Source organism: Bradyrhizobium japonicum USDA 6 (assembly GCF_000284375.1).
Taxonomy (GTDB): Bacteria; Pseudomonadota; Alphaproteobacteria; order Rhizobiales; family Xanthobacteraceae; genus Bradyrhizobium; species Bradyrhizobium japonicum.
Genome location: NC_017249.1, coordinates 9,129,449 through 9,145,647, shown reverse-complemented (window position 1 = coordinate 9,145,647; position 16,199 = coordinate 9,129,449). Strand labels below are relative to the sequence as shown.

General features: G+C 60.4%; 15 protein-coding genes and 4 pseudogenes. 7 read left to right on the top strand and 12 right to left on the bottom strand.

All coding sequences use genetic code 11. The annotated features are described in order from the left end of the window. Window positions 1-212 precede the first annotated feature (212 nt). Window positions 213-1,049, top strand: a complete 837-nt coding sequence (locus BJ6T_RS42055) for an outer membrane protein (protein WP_011090915.1) — start codon at window positions 213-215, stop codon at window positions 1,047-1,049. Continuing rightward, window positions 985-2,313 carry a group II intron reverse transcriptase/maturase gene (ltrA, locus tag BJ6T_RS42050; protein WP_014498615.1) on the top strand — a complete coding sequence of 443 codons (1,329 nt, stop codon included), beginning with the start codon at window positions 985-987 and terminating at the stop codon, window positions 2,311-2,313. Before BJ6T_RS42055 ends, ltrA begins: the two co-directional genes overlap by 65 nt. Before the next feature lie 166 nt (window positions 2,314-2,479). On the opposite strand, the pseudogene tnpC reads toward ltrA, so the two are convergent. The 7 genes and pseudogenes from tnpC to BJ6T_RS42025 form a co-directional block, all read right to left on the bottom strand. Continuing rightward, window positions 2,480-3,251, bottom strand: a pseudogene (gene tnpC, locus BJ6T_RS42045) (IS66 family transposase); the annotation flags it as partial. A 103-nt stretch (window positions 3,252-3,354) separates the two neighbouring features. Further along, window positions 3,355-3,807: pseudogene (locus BJ6T_RS44960) on the bottom strand (tyrosine-type recombinase/integrase); the annotation flags it as partial. Next, complete coding sequence (locus BJ6T_RS42040; protein ID WP_307724540.1) at window positions 3,782-4,798, bottom strand: tyrosine-type recombinase/integrase; 1,017 nt, start codon at window positions 4,796-4,798, stop codon at window positions 3,782-3,784. The gene BJ6T_RS42040 and the pseudogene BJ6T_RS44960, both read right to left, overlap by 26 nt. Beyond that, window positions 4,788-5,857 (bottom strand): annotated as a pseudogene (locus BJ6T_RS42035) (hypothetical protein). Before BJ6T_RS42035 ends, BJ6T_RS42040 begins: the two are co-directional and overlap by 11 nt. A 70-nt stretch (window positions 5,858-5,927) precedes the next feature. Further along, a complete protein-coding gene (locus BJ6T_RS42030) occupies window positions 5,928-6,641 on the bottom strand; it encodes a nucleotidyl transferase AbiEii/AbiGii toxin family protein (RefSeq protein WP_425332940.1) in 714 nt (237 codons plus the stop codon). Between the two features lie 16 nt (window positions 6,642-6,657). Continuing rightward, on the bottom strand, window positions 6,658-6,975 hold the full coding sequence (locus BJ6T_RS49855; protein WP_014498609.1) for a nucleotidyl transferase AbiEii/AbiGii toxin family protein: 318 nt from the start codon (window positions 6,973-6,975) through the stop codon (window positions 6,658-6,660). Beyond that, window positions 6,972-7,637 carry a DUF6088 family protein gene (locus tag BJ6T_RS42025; RefSeq protein ID WP_014498608.1) on the bottom strand — a complete coding sequence of 222 codons (666 nt, stop codon included), beginning with the start codon at window positions 7,635-7,637 and terminating at the stop codon, window positions 6,972-6,974. The genes BJ6T_RS49855 and BJ6T_RS42025 overlap by 4 nt, the downstream gene beginning before the upstream one ends. 466 nt (window positions 7,638-8,103) lie before the next feature. Here BJ6T_RS42025 and BJ6T_RS42020 point away from each other — a divergent pair, with 466 nt between their 5' ends. The 5 genes and pseudogenes from BJ6T_RS42020 to BJ6T_RS42005 all read left to right on the top strand — a co-directional run bounded on the left by BJ6T_RS42020 (window position 8,104) and on the right by BJ6T_RS42005 (window position 11,933). Then, entirely contained in the window at window positions 8,104-8,988 is an 885-nt protein-coding gene (locus BJ6T_RS42020) for a serine/threonine-protein kinase (protein WP_014498607.1), read from the top strand. Window positions 8,989-9,142: 154 nt separating this feature from the next. After that, window positions 9,143-9,400, top strand: a complete 258-nt coding sequence (locus BJ6T_RS49915) for a Mu transposase domain-containing protein (protein WP_464115855.1) — start codon at window positions 9,143-9,145, stop codon at window positions 9,398-9,400. Between the two features lie 261 nt (window positions 9,401-9,661). Beyond that, a complete protein-coding gene (locus BJ6T_RS44955) occupies window positions 9,662-9,946 on the top strand; it encodes a helix-turn-helix domain-containing protein (RefSeq protein WP_014498605.1) in 285 nt (94 codons plus the stop codon). A gap of 665 nt (window positions 9,947-10,611) precedes the next feature. Beyond that, a pseudogene (locus tag BJ6T_RS42010) lies at window positions 10,612-11,506 on the top strand (IS5 family transposase); the annotation flags it as partial. A 73-nt stretch (window positions 11,507-11,579) separates the two neighbouring features. Continuing rightward, window positions 11,580-11,933, top strand: coding sequence for a hypothetical protein (locus BJ6T_RS42005; protein WP_014498603.1), 354 nt, complete (start codon window positions 11,580-11,582; stop codon window positions 11,931-11,933). Between the two features lie 463 nt (window positions 11,934-12,396). On the opposite strand, the gene BJ6T_RS47880 is transcribed toward BJ6T_RS42005, so the two are convergent. The 5 genes from BJ6T_RS47880 to BJ6T_RS41980 all read right to left on the bottom strand — a co-directional run bounded on the left by BJ6T_RS47880 (window position 12,397) and on the right by BJ6T_RS41980 (window position 16,080). Continuing rightward, window positions 12,397-12,822: a hypothetical protein gene (locus BJ6T_RS47880; RefSeq protein ID WP_223153792.1), complete on the bottom strand. Its 426-nt coding sequence runs from the start codon at window positions 12,820-12,822 to the stop codon at window positions 12,397-12,399. Between the two features lie 146 nt (window positions 12,823-12,968). Next, window positions 12,969-13,499, bottom strand: coding sequence for a VOC family protein (locus tag BJ6T_RS41995; protein WP_026192141.1), 531 nt, complete (start codon window positions 13,497-13,499; stop codon window positions 12,969-12,971). A 105-nt stretch (window positions 13,500-13,604) separates the two neighbouring features. Then, a complete protein-coding gene (locus tag BJ6T_RS41990; protein WP_011090907.1) occupies window positions 13,605-14,453 on the bottom strand; it encodes an alpha/beta fold hydrolase in 849 nt (282 codons plus the stop codon). Continuing rightward, entirely contained in the window at window positions 14,450-15,328 is an 879-nt protein-coding gene (locus tag BJ6T_RS41985; RefSeq protein WP_011090906.1) for an oxidoreductase, read from the bottom strand. The genes BJ6T_RS41990 and BJ6T_RS41985 overlap by 4 nt, the downstream gene beginning before the upstream one ends. 104 nt (window positions 15,329-15,432) lie before the next feature. Continuing rightward, complete coding sequence (locus BJ6T_RS41980) at window positions 15,433-16,080, bottom strand: L,D-transpeptidase (protein ID WP_014498601.1); 648 nt, start codon at window positions 16,078-16,080, stop codon at window positions 15,433-15,435. Window positions 16,081-16,199 lie beyond the last annotated feature (119 nt).

Here is a 16,199-nt window from a genome sequence, read left to right as displayed (position 1 = left end):
GATTGCTGAGCACCGTCGTACAAGCATGAAAGCAGAGCCTGCTCGCCTCTCTGGAATGGACACGGCAAGAAGCGGCTGTCGCAGTTGCAGCAAGATGCTGCCTCCTACCAGATTGGAGAGGTGATCTGCCTGCCAGCTCGAACTATCGAGCTAACCACAACTTGGGGACAAGCTACGCAATATTTTTCCGTGCTCAGCAGGAGGACTCTCGGATGAAGTGCAACAAGCAATTGTCGCTCGCGAGCATCATTGCGTTCGGGACGATCGCTTTTGGGAGCGGAAGTTTAGCTGCTGATTTGCCTGCGGCACCTGTCGTCAAAGCGCCGGCTCCCGTTTATCCTCTCTTCAGCTGGACTGGAGGTTACATCGGCGGCAGTGTAGGCTCGGGTTGGGGTACCAGCCAGACCGACCTCGCTGTGGGCAATACATTCATTGGCGCCCCCGTCAACCAGACCGTAAACCAGCTCATCGGCGGCACTGCCGATTTGAATGTGCCATTGCCGCAGGTGCAGCTGAACGGCTTCCTCGGCGGCGTACAAGCCGGTTACAATTTCCAGTCCGGTGTGATGGTCTACGGCGTGGAAAGCGATTTTTTATGGAGTGGTATCAAGGGGCGCACTGGCTGCTTTGTGGTCTTGAACTGCACGAACGACACCAAATGGATTGCCGATATCACCGGACGGGTCGGCGTCACGGTGGGCGACCGCGGCCTAGTCTACATCAAGGGCGGCGCAGCTTGGGCCGATTCCAGCATCGGCATCAACCAGTCCTTTGCCGTTACATCGAACTTGGGGGCTGGCTTTGCTGCTAACGGTGCTGCCGATGGCCGAGCGACCAAGAACATATTTGGCGGCACATTGGGTGCGGGCATCGAGTATGCCTTCCTGCCCGGCTGGTCAGCCAAAGTTGAGTATGACTACTTCGATTTCGGCAGGCAAGACGTAAAGCTGCCGGTTTCGGTAGTCGAGAACACGGCGATTGGTGATGAACCTAGTAACACCGAGAATATCCGTTCAGAAACTTCAGACCTCGCTGCAGGCGAAAGCTAAGGCTGAACCAGATTATCGATTCTACTCTCTTTGGGACAAAATCTGCAGACTGGATGTGCTGGAGGAAGCCTACAGGCGCTGCCGAGCAAACCGGGGGTCGCCGGGGGCGGATGGCATCACATTTGCTCAGATCGAAACCGAGGGACGCGAACGATGGCTGGAAAATGTCAGACAGGAGCTGACGGCGGGTGACTACCGACCGCAGCCCCTTCTGAGGGTATGGATACCGAAGAGCAATGGCGGACGCCGACCGCTCAGCATTCCAACCGTAAAAGACCGAACGGTCATGACGGCGGCGATGCTGGTGATCGGCGCCATCTTCGAAGCGGACCTGCTGGAGAACCAGTATGGCTTCCGCCCGAAGGTGGACGCCAAGATGGCAGTGCGCCGCGTGTTCTGGCACATCAGAGATCATCGGCGATCAGAGATCGTCGATGCGGACCTGAGGGATTACTTCACCTCGATTCCGCATGCACCACTGATGAAATGCCTCACACGCAGGATCGCCGATGGTCGGCTTCTTTCGATGATCAAAGGCTGGCTGACAGTCGCGGTTATCGAGAAGGACGGCCGGCGGATCACAAGGACGGCGGAGGCTCGGACGAAGAAAAGAGGAACTCCACAAGGCTCACCTTTGAGCCCGTTGTTGGCGAATCTCTACTTTCGTCGGTTTCTGCTGGCTTGGCGCAAACACGGACACCAAGATCAACTCGATGCGCATATCGTGAATTACGCGGATGACTTCGTGATCTGCTGTCGCCCCGGTTCGTCCGAGACGGCAATGGCGCGGATGCAGACGCTAATGAACAGGCTCGGGTTGGAGGTGAACGATACCAAGACGCGACTCGCTCGGGTCCCAGAGGATAGCGTAACATTCCTCGGGTATACGATCGGACGCTTCTATGGAAAGGGAGGTCAAGCCTTTCTTGGCACAAGACCTTCCAAGAAAGCCGTTCGACGATTGCTCAGACAGGTCCACGACCGCACGACACGTCAGTGGTATCCGGACTCACCGGAGAACACAGTCGCTGTCATCAACCGCTTCCTACGCGGCTGGTGCGGCTACTTCGACCAAGGTCCAGTGGTGGAAACTTACAACCTCATTCGGCAATACGTCGACCGTCGTCTGCGTCATTGGTTGGTCCAGCGCACCGGGGCACGTGGCCGGGGCTTCAACCGTTACTCGCAGGAATACCTGCATGAAACGCTTGGCCTCTACCGCCTCCCAAGAGCGCGTGCCGACGTGCCGAGAGCGAAGGCTTGATGGGTTGAGAGAAAGCCGGATGCGGGAAATCCGCACGTCCGGTTTGACGAGCGGCGACTGGAAACGGAGCCATGGTCCGAAATGAGCCACCGGCACTCAGCGAAAGCTGCCGGCCAACGGCAACTCCTCGGAACCTGTAGCCACCGCGTCAGTCGTCGACTCTACCGAGCTCGATGCGACCATCGGTCAGAAATCGTTCGAAGATGGCACGGCGCGAGACGGCATAGCGGATCGCCTCAGCCAGTTTTGATTTGCCGAAGATCCGACGCAAGGTCTGCTGCCAGAGATCGAAGAGATCTGCGACGATCGCCGCGGAGGCTTGCTGGCGCGCGGCAACGCGAGTGTCGGGGCTTTGACCGCGCATCGTTTTCTCGACCTGCCAGAACTTCGCCATCCGCTCGACCGTCGCCGTTGCCACTTCTGAGCTCCCTGCAACATGCAGCTCGTAGAACTTGCGTCTGCAGTGTGACCAGCAGCCAGCCTGTGATGCAATCATTGCCGCGATCGGATCGCGCGAGCTTGTTATAGGCGGCGTAGCCATCCACCTGCAGGATTCCGCGATAACCATTGAGATGGCGGACCGCGCATTCACCGGAGCGGCTGTCTTCGAAGCGATAAGCCACCATCGGGGGACCGTTGCGGCCAAACGTTCGATCATCCCTGGCATAGGCCCATAAATAGGCCGTCTTTGTCGATCCGGAGCCCGGAGCGAGCGTCTGCAAAGTGGTTTCGTCGGCAAAGACCCGTTCGGCCTTCTTGACCTCGCTGAAGATGTAGTCGGCCATGATCTCGAGCTCGAAGCCGAGCTTGCCCATCCATTGCGCCATCAACTGGCGGTCGAGCTCGACCTTGTCGCGGGCGTAGATAGCCTCCTGCCGGTAGAGCGGCAGGCCATCGGCATATTTGGCGACGGCGATCTGGGCCAGAAGCGCTTCCGTCGCCTGAGACGCCCGCCTTCTCAAGTCCCCGGCGCATCATCTCGACATCCGCAGCGGCGTATCGGTGGGTCGTGGCGACCTGAGCATGGCCAAGCCAAGCCTGAATCGTCAGGAGGTCCACGCCTGACCGGAGAAGCTTCATGGCGAGGGAATGCCGGAAGATGTGCGGCGATATCGGCTTGCCCTCCAAGCTTGGCCTCGTGGACCCGGCCTGGGAGGCGGCACGCCGCACGATGTGTGTCGCGCCGAAACGCGTCAGGCGCTCGTTGTGGACCCCGACGAAGATTGGCCGCGGTTCATGATGGGCGAGGCCGCGTTCGCTCAATAGGTTGGTCAGCGATCGCACCAAATCCTGAGGAATGGGAACGACGCGATCTCGGCGTCCCTTGCCATGAAGCAGCACCTGCGGGCGTCCTCGCTCCAACTGAAGGTCGTTCGCGTTGACGCCGGTCGCTTCGGACACGCGAGCGCCGGTTCTCGCCAAGAAGAGCAGAAAGGCCCGGTCGCGCCGACCGCGGGACGTCGTCTGATCAGGGGCTGCGATGATAGCCTCCACCTCGGCGTTGGTGAGATGATGCGTCACCTCGATGTGGGCCCGTTTGGTGGGGATCCGACGAGCCGGTGAGGTAGTAGGCTGTGTCGCTATAGTTGGCGTGGCCGAGGTAGGTGGCGAGTAAGGGCAGCAGCGCTTGGACGTCCGCGCGCTCGTGGTGCCACAGCCTCAGCCTGGTCACCGCGAACCGGTGCCGGAGATCGTGCGGTCGCAGAGGCTTGCCATTGTCAAGGCCCGCGAGCTTGCGGGCCTTAGCGAAGTTGCTTTGCAAGCCGGTTGCCGACAGACGGCAGCCTCGCGAGCTGAGGAAGAACGCCTCGCCTTTGGGCCTGGGAAACACGGTGTCGCGCTCACGGGCGTATCGACGAAGTTTGGCTGCCTGGGTCGTTGGGTGAACAGGAATCAGGCGGTCTTTACGGAACTTGGTTTTACGGACGAGGATGCCCCCGTTGGTCAGATCGACGTCGCCGCGATCAAGCCTGACCACTTCGCCCGATCGTAACCCCGTGCTGGCCAACAATCCGATTAGCGTCGCCATCGTGCGGCCCCTGAGAGGGGTCCCTGGCGAAATGAAGCTGCATGCGTCGATAAGCGACGTCAGCTCAGCCTCACTTAGGGATGCGCGGCGGCGGAATCGCCCTGGACCACGGGAAAGCTCTGCGCTCCAAGACCTCGGTCTGGGGGTCGTAGACGACCAGGTACTCGTAGAATCGGCGGAGCACGCCGTGACGGACCGCGCGGCTGTCGGCGGCGCCACCGAACGACAGGACGAAGTCCAGCGCCATCGTCCGGGTGGCGGGCGCACCCAGCTGAGATCGCTCGACGTAGCGAACGAAAGCCCGCAGCGTGCCGGCTTCTGGAAGCGGCGACAACAGGTGAGAGGAGGCCTGACTACCTCAAGCAGATTGGTCGCGACGCTCTTTCCAGAGCTCCGATAGTGTGGCGTTAGGTTTACTGAGGCCTTCCGCCGCGGCCCTGTCTTCCTAGAATCCATAGGACCGTTCGGCCCAGCGGAGAAGCACACGCGCATCCCGATCGGGTAAGACCACGCGCTGACTACGCAGGCCCTTGGCGATCGCTTGGCCAACCTCTGGCGCAACTCGATTACCATGGGTCATCAAGAAGAACCAAATGGGACGCCGACCTCACGGTCGATGGCTTCGACGCGATCCATCAGGATATGAACCGAGGCGTCGCCAGCGATCAGCCTCTCTTCCGGCAGATGCCGCGGGCGCGGCACGAATCCGATCTCGCGTGTGCCTTTATCGTCGTAGTCGTAAATGTCGAGCGCCCAGTGCACATAGACCCGCTCGGCCGAAGCGCTTGATTCTTCCCAATCCTGGAAGAAGCGCGTCTCCCGCGGCACGAACTCGAACCAGTCCGGCACCAGTTCAAGAAACGGCGTCTCGGTCGTGCCCTCGCGTGTCGTTTCACGTACCACACGGCGTTCCATCTCTGGCCGCTGCGCCTCGCGCTTCTCGCGCTCGAGGCGGGCACACCGCGTCAGGAAGCTCCGGACATGGACGACGCTGCTGCCTGGGCGCCCAAGCATCCGATAGAGCGGACCAGCGATTACCTTGTCGTCGGACATATCTTCGTGCGTGATCCATGACGGATCGAGTAATTCGCCCTTGCCCCAAGGGCGATATGTCGGATTGACGATCGGCCCGGCACGCCATTCAACTTCCAGACCGAGACGGATTTGCACATAGTCCGCCGCGCCCGGTCCAGTTGGCGCGAAGGCATACACACTGTTGCCGTGCCATTCCGAGATCTGAAGGTCGCTCTCGCGCAGTCGCGTCCAGAGCGCGCCAATGTCGCCATTGTCCTTGGCAAGCTCCGCTTCCATCCACGGCCGGTATTCTGCGATCCGTGTCCCGTCGGCGGCGACCACCGAGCGCGTGTCGCGCCAATACTGCTCGTCAATGCCCGATGTCGAAAACGGAAATCCCGGAAACGCCTCTGTGAGCGCGGCCGCCAGCGCCGCTTCGTCAGATCCGGTCGGAAGACGTGCGAGAACCGCCTCGATCGAGGCGGGATCGGGCAATCGCATTGGGATGTTCTCTGGAGCGTCAGCCATGCCATGATCCTATCATCGGCGGTTGTCGAATTCTGCTCGTTTGCTAGCGCGTCCTATTCACCGCGCGTTCGATCTTTTCCATCGACGCGAGGATTTGCTCGAACCGAGGAGCCTCGCCGAAGATCATTGGCGTCATGTTCGTATAGTCACGCGCGAGCGCGTCGATCATTGCCGCAGTCGGCGCAAGCGCAAACGATCCGGTCACGGCCGAGACGAGATCGTAATCAGGCCGGTTGAAGAACATGAGAGCATGACGGACGCAGTCGGCCCCCAATTCGGCATCTTTGACCGCCGACCGGCCGATGTCGGAGGCGAAGAGGCAATACAGGTCGTAGAAGTGCCGCGAAATGCGCTGGCCTTCCTGGCGCAGCTCACCGCGGCGCTCGAACCAGCGGCGCAGCCCGTGAGCGATCACGATTTTGTCCCAGAACGTGCGCTCGGCGTCGATCGTCGTGACGTTCGGCACCGTCAATTCGAGGCCTGCCACGTCGTCGGCAATGTAAGGACGGATATTCGCCAGGTGGTTCGGGTCAAGCGCCGACTTCGCTCCGGACTCGATCCGGACTGCCGGCCGCACATAGGCCTCGTCGCGCGGTTCAACCTCGGGATACCAGACGAGAAGCGTCTGCCCGTCGGCATCCGACGCGTCGATCTCGAGGCGTCCGCGTCCACTCGTCGCTTCGGCGAGATGTTCGGTCAGGAAGGCGTATAGCGGACCGCTAATATAGCTGCGGCAAGCGTCCCGGATCGCATCCAATCGAGCGCGGCGTTTCTTATTCGACAAGATCGATCTCGAGTTCTTCGACTGAAGCAGACTCGTCGAGATCGTTGCGAAACACCGTTATATCGATGTCTTCGGAAAATCTTTCGATCAGCCCGTATGCCTTCGACAGCGACGTCCCGCCCTTGAAGAGAAGGCGCGGACCTCCTGCGGGCCGTTCGTGATAGAGAGCATTGAGGGTCCAGCAGACCCAAAAATCCTTCTCGACGTTTCCGATCGGCGCACCGAGCCGGTTCGCCGTCGTCAGGAAAAGATCAAGCTTCTCGCCGGGTGCGGCGGAGATGACCTCCTTGTAGGCTGCGCTACTCACGCGTGATCCTCCGCCGCGTCGTCAGGTTCGAGCAAGGGCCTGAGAAAGTCCTGCATCCAGATCGGCATAGCTGAAAGACCTGCACGGAGATCGTCGCGAATCTCCTTTCCATGCTGCGGGTTTGCGAACAGCTTGCTGAGGACGTTCTCTACCGCTTGTCGATCGTCCTTCCCCGCCATCATATCCTGCATCCAATAGAGCGCCTGAACGACGCGCATGCCCGGACGTCCGGCCCAATAAAGACGGCTAGGTGCCGCCGACTTGAAATTGATGACCTGCTTTCCAAGTTTGATCGGCTTCAGGCGAGCGTCGACCAGGACCTCGATGCGCGCCGGCACGGCCGTGGTGAGGCCGAGATCATTCGCGGCAGTCATCCCGTCGACCACGACGCGGGCCTGGTCGCGGCGCGCCACAGCCCTGATGACCGCGCGATAGTCGGGGACCATCGGCTTGCCTGTGAGGTTGCTCTTTCGCGGCCGGTCGTAGAGCCCGCGGTCGATGCGGCGCAACTCGCCAGCCGCAACGAGACGCTGCAACGTCTTGTCGACGGCCGCGCGACTGCCGAGATCAGCGAAATCACCGGGTGTCCATACCTCTGTCGGCGTTGCGTCGATGCGGGCAATGAGCCGCGGGCGGAGGTCTGTGGTCGGTTGATCAAGCATGTCCGAAATATGATGCAAATTTCGGTCGTCGGCAAGATTTGTCCGTCCGAACTATGCAGCATTTTTCGGACGTTCCGTTCCCCAAAGAAGCTCATCCAAGGCGACGAAGAATCAGGCAGTATAGCTATAAGTGGTTGATATAAAAAGTTAATTTGCGGTATTTCTGGCTTAATCTGAACCGGTGCCGGGTGGCTGCCTGCGGCGGCCCCGGCAAGGCGGGTAGCTACCAGAGCGGGTGCGGACGCGGAAGGGCTCGCAGGGGATATTTCAGACATACTGCTGCGACCGGCGGATGCCGGTGACAATTCTTGTTAAATTCAGCTCGCCGAATCAGGCTATCCCGCTGCTCGGGACGTTGCCGACGCAAATTTCGATACCATCGTTAGTTGGCTGCGAATACTGAAAATCATTGCATGTGCAAACGCCCGCCGCGCCAAAGCAGATGCTCCATTTGAGCTCATAGTTGATGCCGAGCACATTGAAAAAACTGCGGCCGTTGACGGATCAGTTCGACCTTGGGGACCAATACCTCTCGGCCCCCGGTGGTGAGCCGCTCAAATCGGCGATCATTTCGGCCCACGACAAGCGCGACGACCAGCCAGTCGTGCTCAAATACTGGCAAAAGACCGGCTCAGCGGTCGACGATGATCTTCGTGAAATTTGGCAGCATGAAATGCGCCAGGCACAGCGTGTGCTCGCCTATCCAGGCGCCGACAAGGTCATCGTCGAACTGCTGCGGTACGGCGAGGCGTCGGATGCCTTCTTTCTGGCCATGCCGCGAGATCTCGCGCCACTCGATACCATGGTCAAGCATGCGCGCCCCGATCACTGGCTGAACAATCTTGATGTCCCGCGCTCGCGCATCGTTCTCTGGCGCAACGCCGAGCGTCTGGCGAAGGCGCTTGAAGCCGTCCACAACCAGGGACTGGTCTATGGCCGTCTCGACAGTTCTTCGGTCTTCACGGCGTCTGCCACAGCGCCCGACTTCCGGCTTGGCAGCTTTGAGTGGTGCGTCCGATTGTCGGAGGCGGACAAAGCGCCGCTCGTCGTCTTTGCGAAATCCGCAGGTGCACCGATTATCATGTCGTTCCTCGACGATTGGCGTGCGCTCGGCCTGTTGCTCGCCGGTCTCCTGAAGCTCGATGCCTCGAGCCTCAGCCGTGGGCTCTCAGCCGTGGAGAACGAATCTGATGCGGCAGGTGAGCGGCTGGCCGTCCTCGAGGCCGGTGAGCGAGACACGCTCAGATGGTTGATCGAGCCTGCGCGCCATCGGGCGGTCGACGCCGAGATTGTTTGCAGACGTATCGGGCGCGCACGAAGGGCGAGACGGAGAATGGCGTCGGCTACGTGAAGAAGAACGCGATCGCCGGTCATTCCTTCCCAAGTTGGGAAGCATTCGAGGCGCATCTCGACAGATGGGAGCGTGATGTTGCGAACGTTCGCATCCAGGGCGCGACCGGCGAGGCGCCCCGATCATCCGCTTTGCGCGTGATGAGATACATCGGTTGAAACCGCTCGGCGGACAGCCGTCGTTCGGACCCTTGCGTGAACTGACCCACGTCGTCGGCAATGATTGCGCCGTCGAGATCGACGCGAACAGCTACTCCGTGCCATGGCGCCTTATTGGCGAGCGCATGGCGGTGACGATCGTGGCCGGGGAAGTGCGGATCCGCCATGGATTGCACCAGGTTGCCGTCCACACTGCAATCGGATGGGCGCCGGCTGCGGGTCGTCGACTCCGCTCATCTCGATGGAGTTGTTAGTCGCAATGGCGCGGTCCGCCCGGCTGAGATCGCGGCGGAGCTGGCGGCGTCCCCACCGCCGTCGTTGTTACGCATGCGCGGCGGCGATCAGGGTGAGACTCTCATCCTGATTGTCGCGCTATATACGCACTCTTGCCGAATACGAAGCCGTGGTCGGAGGAAGCTTAGGCGAGTGTGCGCTGCAGGCGGCTTTCGCGAAGAAATTAATAGCGGGACTATAGCCAGTGGTTTGAAGCCCCGGCTTCATGACATGTTTTACGCATGAAAACTCGTGCGATTGTGGCCTGGAATGTGCGTCGAATCCGCGTAGAGCGAGGTATTTCGCAAGAGAAATTGGCTTACGAAGCGGGGGTTGACCGCTCGTATATGGGGGCTCTTGAGCGGCAATCGAAGAACCCGACAATTGATCTTCTCGAACGCATCGCCGAGACGCTGGACGTTCATTTGTCCGAGTTGTTTATTCGGCCGTCTAAAAGTGCGACGACTCCCAAGACCCTGCCTGGAGGTCGCAAGCCGGCGCGTCCACGTCGCAGGAAGAAGAAATAGTGTAAGCGGCAAGCTGAGGCTGTCGGGCGGCGTCGTTCCATGCGAAGTGACCTCAAGGGACATTCGGCCTTCGACAAAGTCATGCTAGCAATGGACCAAGCGTTTATAGAAGTTCGTGGCTTGTAAGTAGCGTACTGGCTAATCTTCGTTACGGATATATTCCTAATCTCGGCTTAGTCGCGCGACCGAAACCTTCGACGACGAGGACGCTAAAAAGAATGATTTGGCTGACGGATGAGCAACGGGAACGCATCCGCAATCACTTTCTGGAGGAGCGCGCTATCGATAGACGACCGGTCGCAAGCCTACTGCGACGCGCCGGATTCTGGAAGCGGTTCTGCGGAGATCGGCGACCAGGCCCAGGACAGCGATGTGCTTAGCGGCCGTCACGACGACGGGGTACGATAACGTGAATGCTTTGCAAAATGGCGGTTCAGCCCTTCCGCAGGATAATCGCTGAAAGCAACCGCATCATCGGCGTGAACATGAAGTAGGCAGTCGTCCGTTAAGAGCGACCAAGCGACTGATGTGGAATCGTAATCTGACAGACCGGCTTTTTTGCGATTGCAGGGTTTTGATGCTTCAGGGATCGGAACCTTCCAATTTCATTTTCAAGATTCCGTCGAATCGCCAGTCATGATTCCGTGGTCGCATCGGAGGGGGTGATGCGGCCGAAGAAGCAGAAGGCGACGGGATCGGGCGATCTGTTCCGGGCCAGGCTGGACCAGATCATCAATATGAAGCACGAGCTGGTTCAGCTCGCCGGCAGGGTCGACTGGGACTGGATCGATGGGGAGATCGCCCCGCTCTACAGCGAGAACGGCCGGCCAGGCATCGCGACCCGCTTCGTGATTGGGCTGCTGCTGCTCAAGCAGATTTACGGCCTGTCCGACGAAGGGGTGTGCGAGCGCTGGGTCCACGACCCGTATTTCCAGTACTTCACCGGCGAAGAGTTCTTCCAGCATTCATTTCCGCACGAGCGCTCGGACCTGAGCCACTGGCGCAAGCGGCTCGGCGACAAGCTGGAGCTGCTGTTGGCCGAGAGCCTGCGGGTGGCGCACGAAGCCGGCGCGTTACGCAGCCAGGACCTCAAGCGTGTCACGGTCGATACCACCGTGCAGCCGAAGGCGATCACCTTTCCGACCGATGCTAAGCTGCTGCACGCGGCCATCAAGGGGCTCAACCGCATGGCGAGGAAGCACGGGGTCAAGCTGCGGCAGTCCTATCTTCGCGTCGCCAAGACCGCGGCAATGATGGCGGGACGCTACGCCCATGCCAAGCAATTCAGGCGGCATCAGCGGCAGTTGCGCATCCTGCACAGCCGGCTGGGCCGGATCATCCGTACGCATACGACGAGATCCCCGTCGGAGGCGTACGATCATCCGCGATATCGGCCGCAAGATCGAAGGTCGAGCTGTGCTCGAGAACGCCTTCGTCCTCCCGCTCAGCCGCGCTTCGCAGATCCGCTCGCAACAGCAGCGTCAGCGTGGCTGGAAGCATTATTCTTTCCACGCCCCGGAGGTGGAGTGCATCGGCAAGGGCAAGGCAGCCGCGCCTTACAACTCCAGTGAAGAACAGCGCCATTGGCGCACAGTCGCGGCCATTGTCATGAAATCTCAAGGCCGCGTTCTCGATGTGGAAGCTCAGATCCGACGAAGAGCTGAGGGCGCTAAAGTCCGACTTGGCGGACGGCAAGGGAATGACGTTGTTCACTAGGCTCTCGCTTTCGAACGACATCGAGAAGGGAGTGCCGAACAGCCCGGCGAAGAGAACGAGTAGATTCTCAGACAAGTACGACGCCTTTGGGATATGCTTTAGCTTCGCGCCATTGGACGGAGGGCGGTCGATGTTCGCATCGACCGGCAGATTCGTAATCTCGATAGCCGCGGGGCGAGCTGACGGAGGAACCTGCTCCGAGAGAAACGGCAGGATATCGGTCAACGCAACGGCGATCTTCGACCGCACTGCGGAGATCTGCGCAAGATAAGATCCGTAGGCGGTGGCAGGATATTTGATGGGAGCTAGTTCCTTCTGCAAAAATGCTTTTGCTGCATCGGGAAGCACGAAGGAATGTATCTGGGTTTTGTTCATGTCCGGATTCTTCCTATGTATTTGCGATGTCGCTTTCTGGCCACCGCACTACGAGATCCGCTTCGACTGTCCGCCGATCGCCCTCTCGTGCCCAAAGACAACCATGGGCGCCGCAAGAACGTAAAACGATCATTTGTAAACTAGGGTGCGTACTCATAAACTCTGCCGCTGAGAGTAGGCGCACCTATGTCCGCTTGTCCCCCAACAACGGCGCGAAAGCGGACATTGTCGGACTTCCGAGATGGGTCGACGCTTGGCCGCGACCGGCGTCAATGTCAGGAATTTCGTCCACTGGTAAGGCGTATGATCCTGCCAGTCGGAATTGACGAGTTAACGGGATGCATCGCGACATCCGCCCGTCAGAGCGGGGCTCCGATCATTCGGGTAACGTTGGCGTCAGTAAATCGGGGGACATCGTCCATAATTGCGTCGGTGTCGGCGGATGCAAGCGCAGCGTGAAGCGAAGCCTCATCGCGAAACCGATAAAACCCGACGGAAACATCTACCGAATTGACGTCTCGAGGGAAGAAGGCGGCGGCGCTTTCGAGGCCATGCTTCTGCCAGCATGCGAGCGCCAACGGTAGATGCACGTCGACATAATAGTCGCGATCGAAGTATGTGCCGCCGCTGCAGGTCACGACCATTGTTGCATTTGCCATCAGACGACTTTCTACAGAACCTTCGCATTCAGCGCGCGTCCGCTGTTTATGATTGCGATCGATATGTATGTCGGCCGCCGGACGGCCCTTGCCCGGTTTACGCGAACCGTGTGAATCGTCCGGCATCGCGCTGCCCCGCCGATTCGGGCACATATCGAGGATGAGACGGCGGCTTGGACTCTGTTTCGAAAAGACGCGCGGAGGACCGAGCGCCCAGCCGGTGCCGTGCAACCTGCATGTCGACGGCGCGAGCCGGCGCCGTCCCGCTCATCTCAATCCTCGTCTTGCCACCTCCGCAAGGCCGTCTGGTCGTGGTAAGGCATGCGATCTGGCGTGGTGATGAATTCCATCGTGGTGCCCCATGGCATTCGGCAGTAACAGACCTTGTTTCCAAGACCTTTCTCGGTTGCGTAAGGAATCGCGCGCGGCGCGGTGAGGCGTGTGCCTCCGGCCTTTTCGAAGCGCGTGACCGAGGCGTCGATGTCGTCGGTGTAGACACCGAAATGCGTGATGCCGAAGTCGCTCGCTCGGATCGGCTGGGCTTGTTGGGGGCCGTGCATTTCGAACAGCTCGATGTCGGGTCCGGTGCCGATCTTGACCATCGCCTGTCCACGCACGACCGTTCCCGGGAACGCTCCGACGGCCCGCTCGAATTCGGGGCCTTGCCGCGGCGGATCCTGCGGCCCGAAGGACTGATAGATCACCTGGCCGCCGAAAGCTTGCACCAGGAACGATTTCGCGGCTTCTATGTCGGGCACCGTGATGCCGATATGGTTGACGCCGCGGATGATAGGTGTGGTCATGACGGGTTGTCCTTTCTGATTGAATTGATCGATCGTGATGAGTGCGGGGCTCTGTTGCCGCAGTGTCGCGATTTCTCCGGCCCACAACGACACGGGCGCCGAGTTTCAATGGGCTCCGATGAACTCGATCAGAGCGGCTGCGACTGCATCCGGCCGCTCGTCCGCGACATAGTGGCTACAGCGGGCGATCGAGCCGCCCGTTACGTTGCTGGCGAATTCCTCGACCATCGGCACCATATGCGGACCAAAGCGATGATCCCCGCCGAGAGCCAGCACCGGGATCTCGAGCGGTTGCTTCTTGTACTCAAGCGCCGCTGCGTGGTCGGCGGCGAGGGTGCGATACCATTCCATGCCGCCGCGGGTGCGGCCGGGGAGCGCCATTGCTTTGGCGTAGATCTCGACATCCGCCGGATCGAAGCTGCTGTGATCGTAGAACCGCTCGGCCATGAAGCTCGAAACATAGTCGTATTCACGGCCATGGATCAGGCGCTCGGGGAGATCCCGGCTCATGTGGAAACCAAAGTGCCAGAGCGTTGCGATCGTCGCCTCCCATCCGCTCCAGCCGGGAAGCGGAACGTCCAGAACGGCCAGGTGGGTTACGGCCTCTCGATAGACAGCAGCCAGCGGCAAGGCCACCATTCCGCCGATATCATGGCCGCACACTGCGTAGCGTTGATGGCCAAGGGCAGCCATCACTTCGTGCGCGTCGCGCGCCATTGTCGCCTTGTCGTAGCCGCCGAGCGGACAGTCGGAAAAGCCGGCGCCGCGCAGATCGATCGCGACCACGCTGAAATGCGCGGCCAGTTGCGGCATCACATGGTGCCATTCCCACCATGTTTCCGGCCAGCCATGCAGCAGAAGAATCGACGGGCCTGAGCCGCCCGTGACGGCGTTGATCTTGATGCCGTTCACCGGCACCAGCTGTTGGGCAAAACCCTTCAGAGTCGCGATCATGGTCGCTGTCCCGTCGATGTTGACGTTCGATCGGAGCTCGCGACCCGCGTTCCGGGCGGGTCGAAATCGGTAGCGATCGTGATGTCGTGCCAGGCGTCGATATCGCTGCGGAAGGCAGCCAGCTTTCGCTCGGCGGCAGCATGCGCGACCGGGCCGAGCGGCAGGTGAAGCGGGGCGTCGTCGTCGTCGACGGCGCGCAGGATCACTGCGATCGCCTTGTCGGGGTCGCCCGCCTGATTGCCGTTATTGGTTTCGCGATAGTGCCTGCGCGAGGTCCCGGCATATTCCGGCATCTCGTTGGCGGCGACTGTGATCGAACGGCCGAGGAAATCGGTGCGAAACGGCCCAGGCTCCACGATCAGCACTCGGATGCCGAACGGCTTCAACTCGCTGGCGAGCGCTTCGGAAATCCCTTCCACGGCGAACTTGGCGGCGTTGTAGTAACCGCCGCCTCCGCCGCCCGAGATGCCGGCGACGGACGACATATTGACGATCGCTCCGCCCGAGCGCCGCATGACGGGCAGGGCGGCTCTGGTGGCTTCGATCAAACCGAAGAGGTTTACCTCGAACATCGGCCGGTATTCGTCAGACGTCCCCTCCTCAATCGCGCCATGCAGTCCGTATCCGGCATTGTTGACGAGCACGTCGAACCCGCCGAAGGTCTCGACCGCTTTTGCGACCGCGGCCTTGGCTGCCGCCGCATCGGTCACGTCCAGTGGCACGGTGATCATGCGGCCGTCGAAAGGCTCGGCCATATCCTCGATCGTCTTGACACTGCGGGCCGTCGCGACGACCTGATCGCCGCGCTCCGCCGCCGCGAGCGCGAGCCGCTGGCCGAAGCCGCTTGAGCAGCCTGTGATGAGCCAAGTCTTCATGCTTTCTTCTCCGAGTTGTTATCAGACGATGCAAATCGTTCGCCGCTATTGCGACCCGTGATATCGGCCAAGGCCGACCGACTCTCTGCGATCAGAGGCCATGCTCAAGAACTCACCGCTCGGCCGCCCTGGATGACGACGACGCGGCTGCCGATCTTGACCCGGCTATAGAGATCGATGATGTCTTGGTTGATGAGTCGAATGCATCCGCTCGAAACGGCGCGACCGATCGTCTCCGGCTCGGTCGTCCCATGAATGCGGAACATCGTGTCCCGTTCGCCCTGAAAGAGGTACAGCGCGCGTGGTCCAAGGGGATTGCCAAGCCCGCCGGCCATTCCGCTGGCGAGATGGCCATAGCGCGCAGGCTCCCGATTCATCATGTTCTTGGTCGGAGTCCAATGCGGCCATTCCGCCTTTCGCCTAATGGTCGCGGTGCCTGCGAAAGCGAGACCATCCTTGCCAACGCCAATGCCGTAGCGCATGGCCTTTCCGTCGCCCTCGACAAGATAGAGCTGATGAGCAGCCGTATCGATGACAATCGTCCCGACAGGCTCATTCGTCGTATAGTCCACGCGCTGGCGCAACATCGCCGGATCGACGCCGGATATGTCGACGGCTGGTAAGGTGTAAACTCCGTCGACGAGTTGCGCGTACTCACTCGGCGTGCTGATGATATCGGCCTCGACGAGGCCGCTGCGACTGGCACAACCCGAGAGAACGATCGCCATTGCACCGAATACCGAGAACCGCATAGAGCGCCTGGCATCTGAGTTCCTCATATCGAACCGTAACCTTCGCCGCAGTCCAATCGGTGACTCTGTTGCTGATATCCGAACATTGAAGCTCCCAGGAAAGCCAAGCGTGCCATCGG

Coding starts and splice junctions, on each gene's coding strand:
- BJ6T_RS42055 (WP_011090915.1), top strand. CDS start 213: ATGAAGTGCAACAAGCAATTGTCGCTCGCGAGCATCATTGCGTTCGGG.
- ltrA (WP_014498615.1), top strand. CDS start 985: ATGAACCTAGTAACACCGAGAATATCCGTTCAGAAACTTCAGACCTCG.
- BJ6T_RS42040 (WP_307724540.1), bottom strand. CDS start 4,798: ATGGATTCTAGGAAGACAGGGCCGCGGCGGAAGGCCTCAGTAAACCTA.
- BJ6T_RS42025 (WP_014498608.1), bottom strand. CDS start 7,637: ATGCTTGATCAACCGACCACAGACCTCCGCCCGCGGCTCATTGCCCGC.
- BJ6T_RS42020 (WP_014498607.1), top strand. CDS start 8,104: ATGCCGAGCACATTGAAAAAACTGCGGCCGTTGACGGATCAGTTCGAC.
- BJ6T_RS44955 (WP_014498605.1), top strand. CDS start 9,662: ATGAAAACTCGTGCGATTGTGGCCTGGAATGTGCGTCGAATCCGCGTA.
- BJ6T_RS42005 (WP_014498603.1), top strand. CDS start 11,580: ATGTGGAAGCTCAGATCCGACGAAGAGCTGAGGGCGCTAAAGTCCGAC.
- BJ6T_RS47880 (WP_223153792.1), bottom strand. CDS start 12,822: ATGCCGGACGATTCACACGGTTCGCGTAAACCGGGCAAGGGCCGTCCG.
- BJ6T_RS41995 (WP_026192141.1), bottom strand. CDS start 13,499: ATGACCACACCTATCATCCGCGGCGTCAACCATATCGGCATCACGGTG.
- BJ6T_RS41990 (WP_011090907.1), bottom strand. CDS start 14,453: ATGATCGCGACTCTGAAGGGTTTTGCCCAACAGCTGGTGCCGGTGAAC.
- BJ6T_RS41985 (WP_011090906.1), bottom strand. CDS start 15,328: ATGAAGACTTGGCTCATCACAGGCTGCTCAAGCGGCTTCGGCCAGCGG.
- BJ6T_RS41980 (WP_014498601.1), bottom strand. CDS start 16,080: ATGCGGTTCTCGGTATTCGGTGCAATGGCGATCGTTCTCTCGGGTTGT.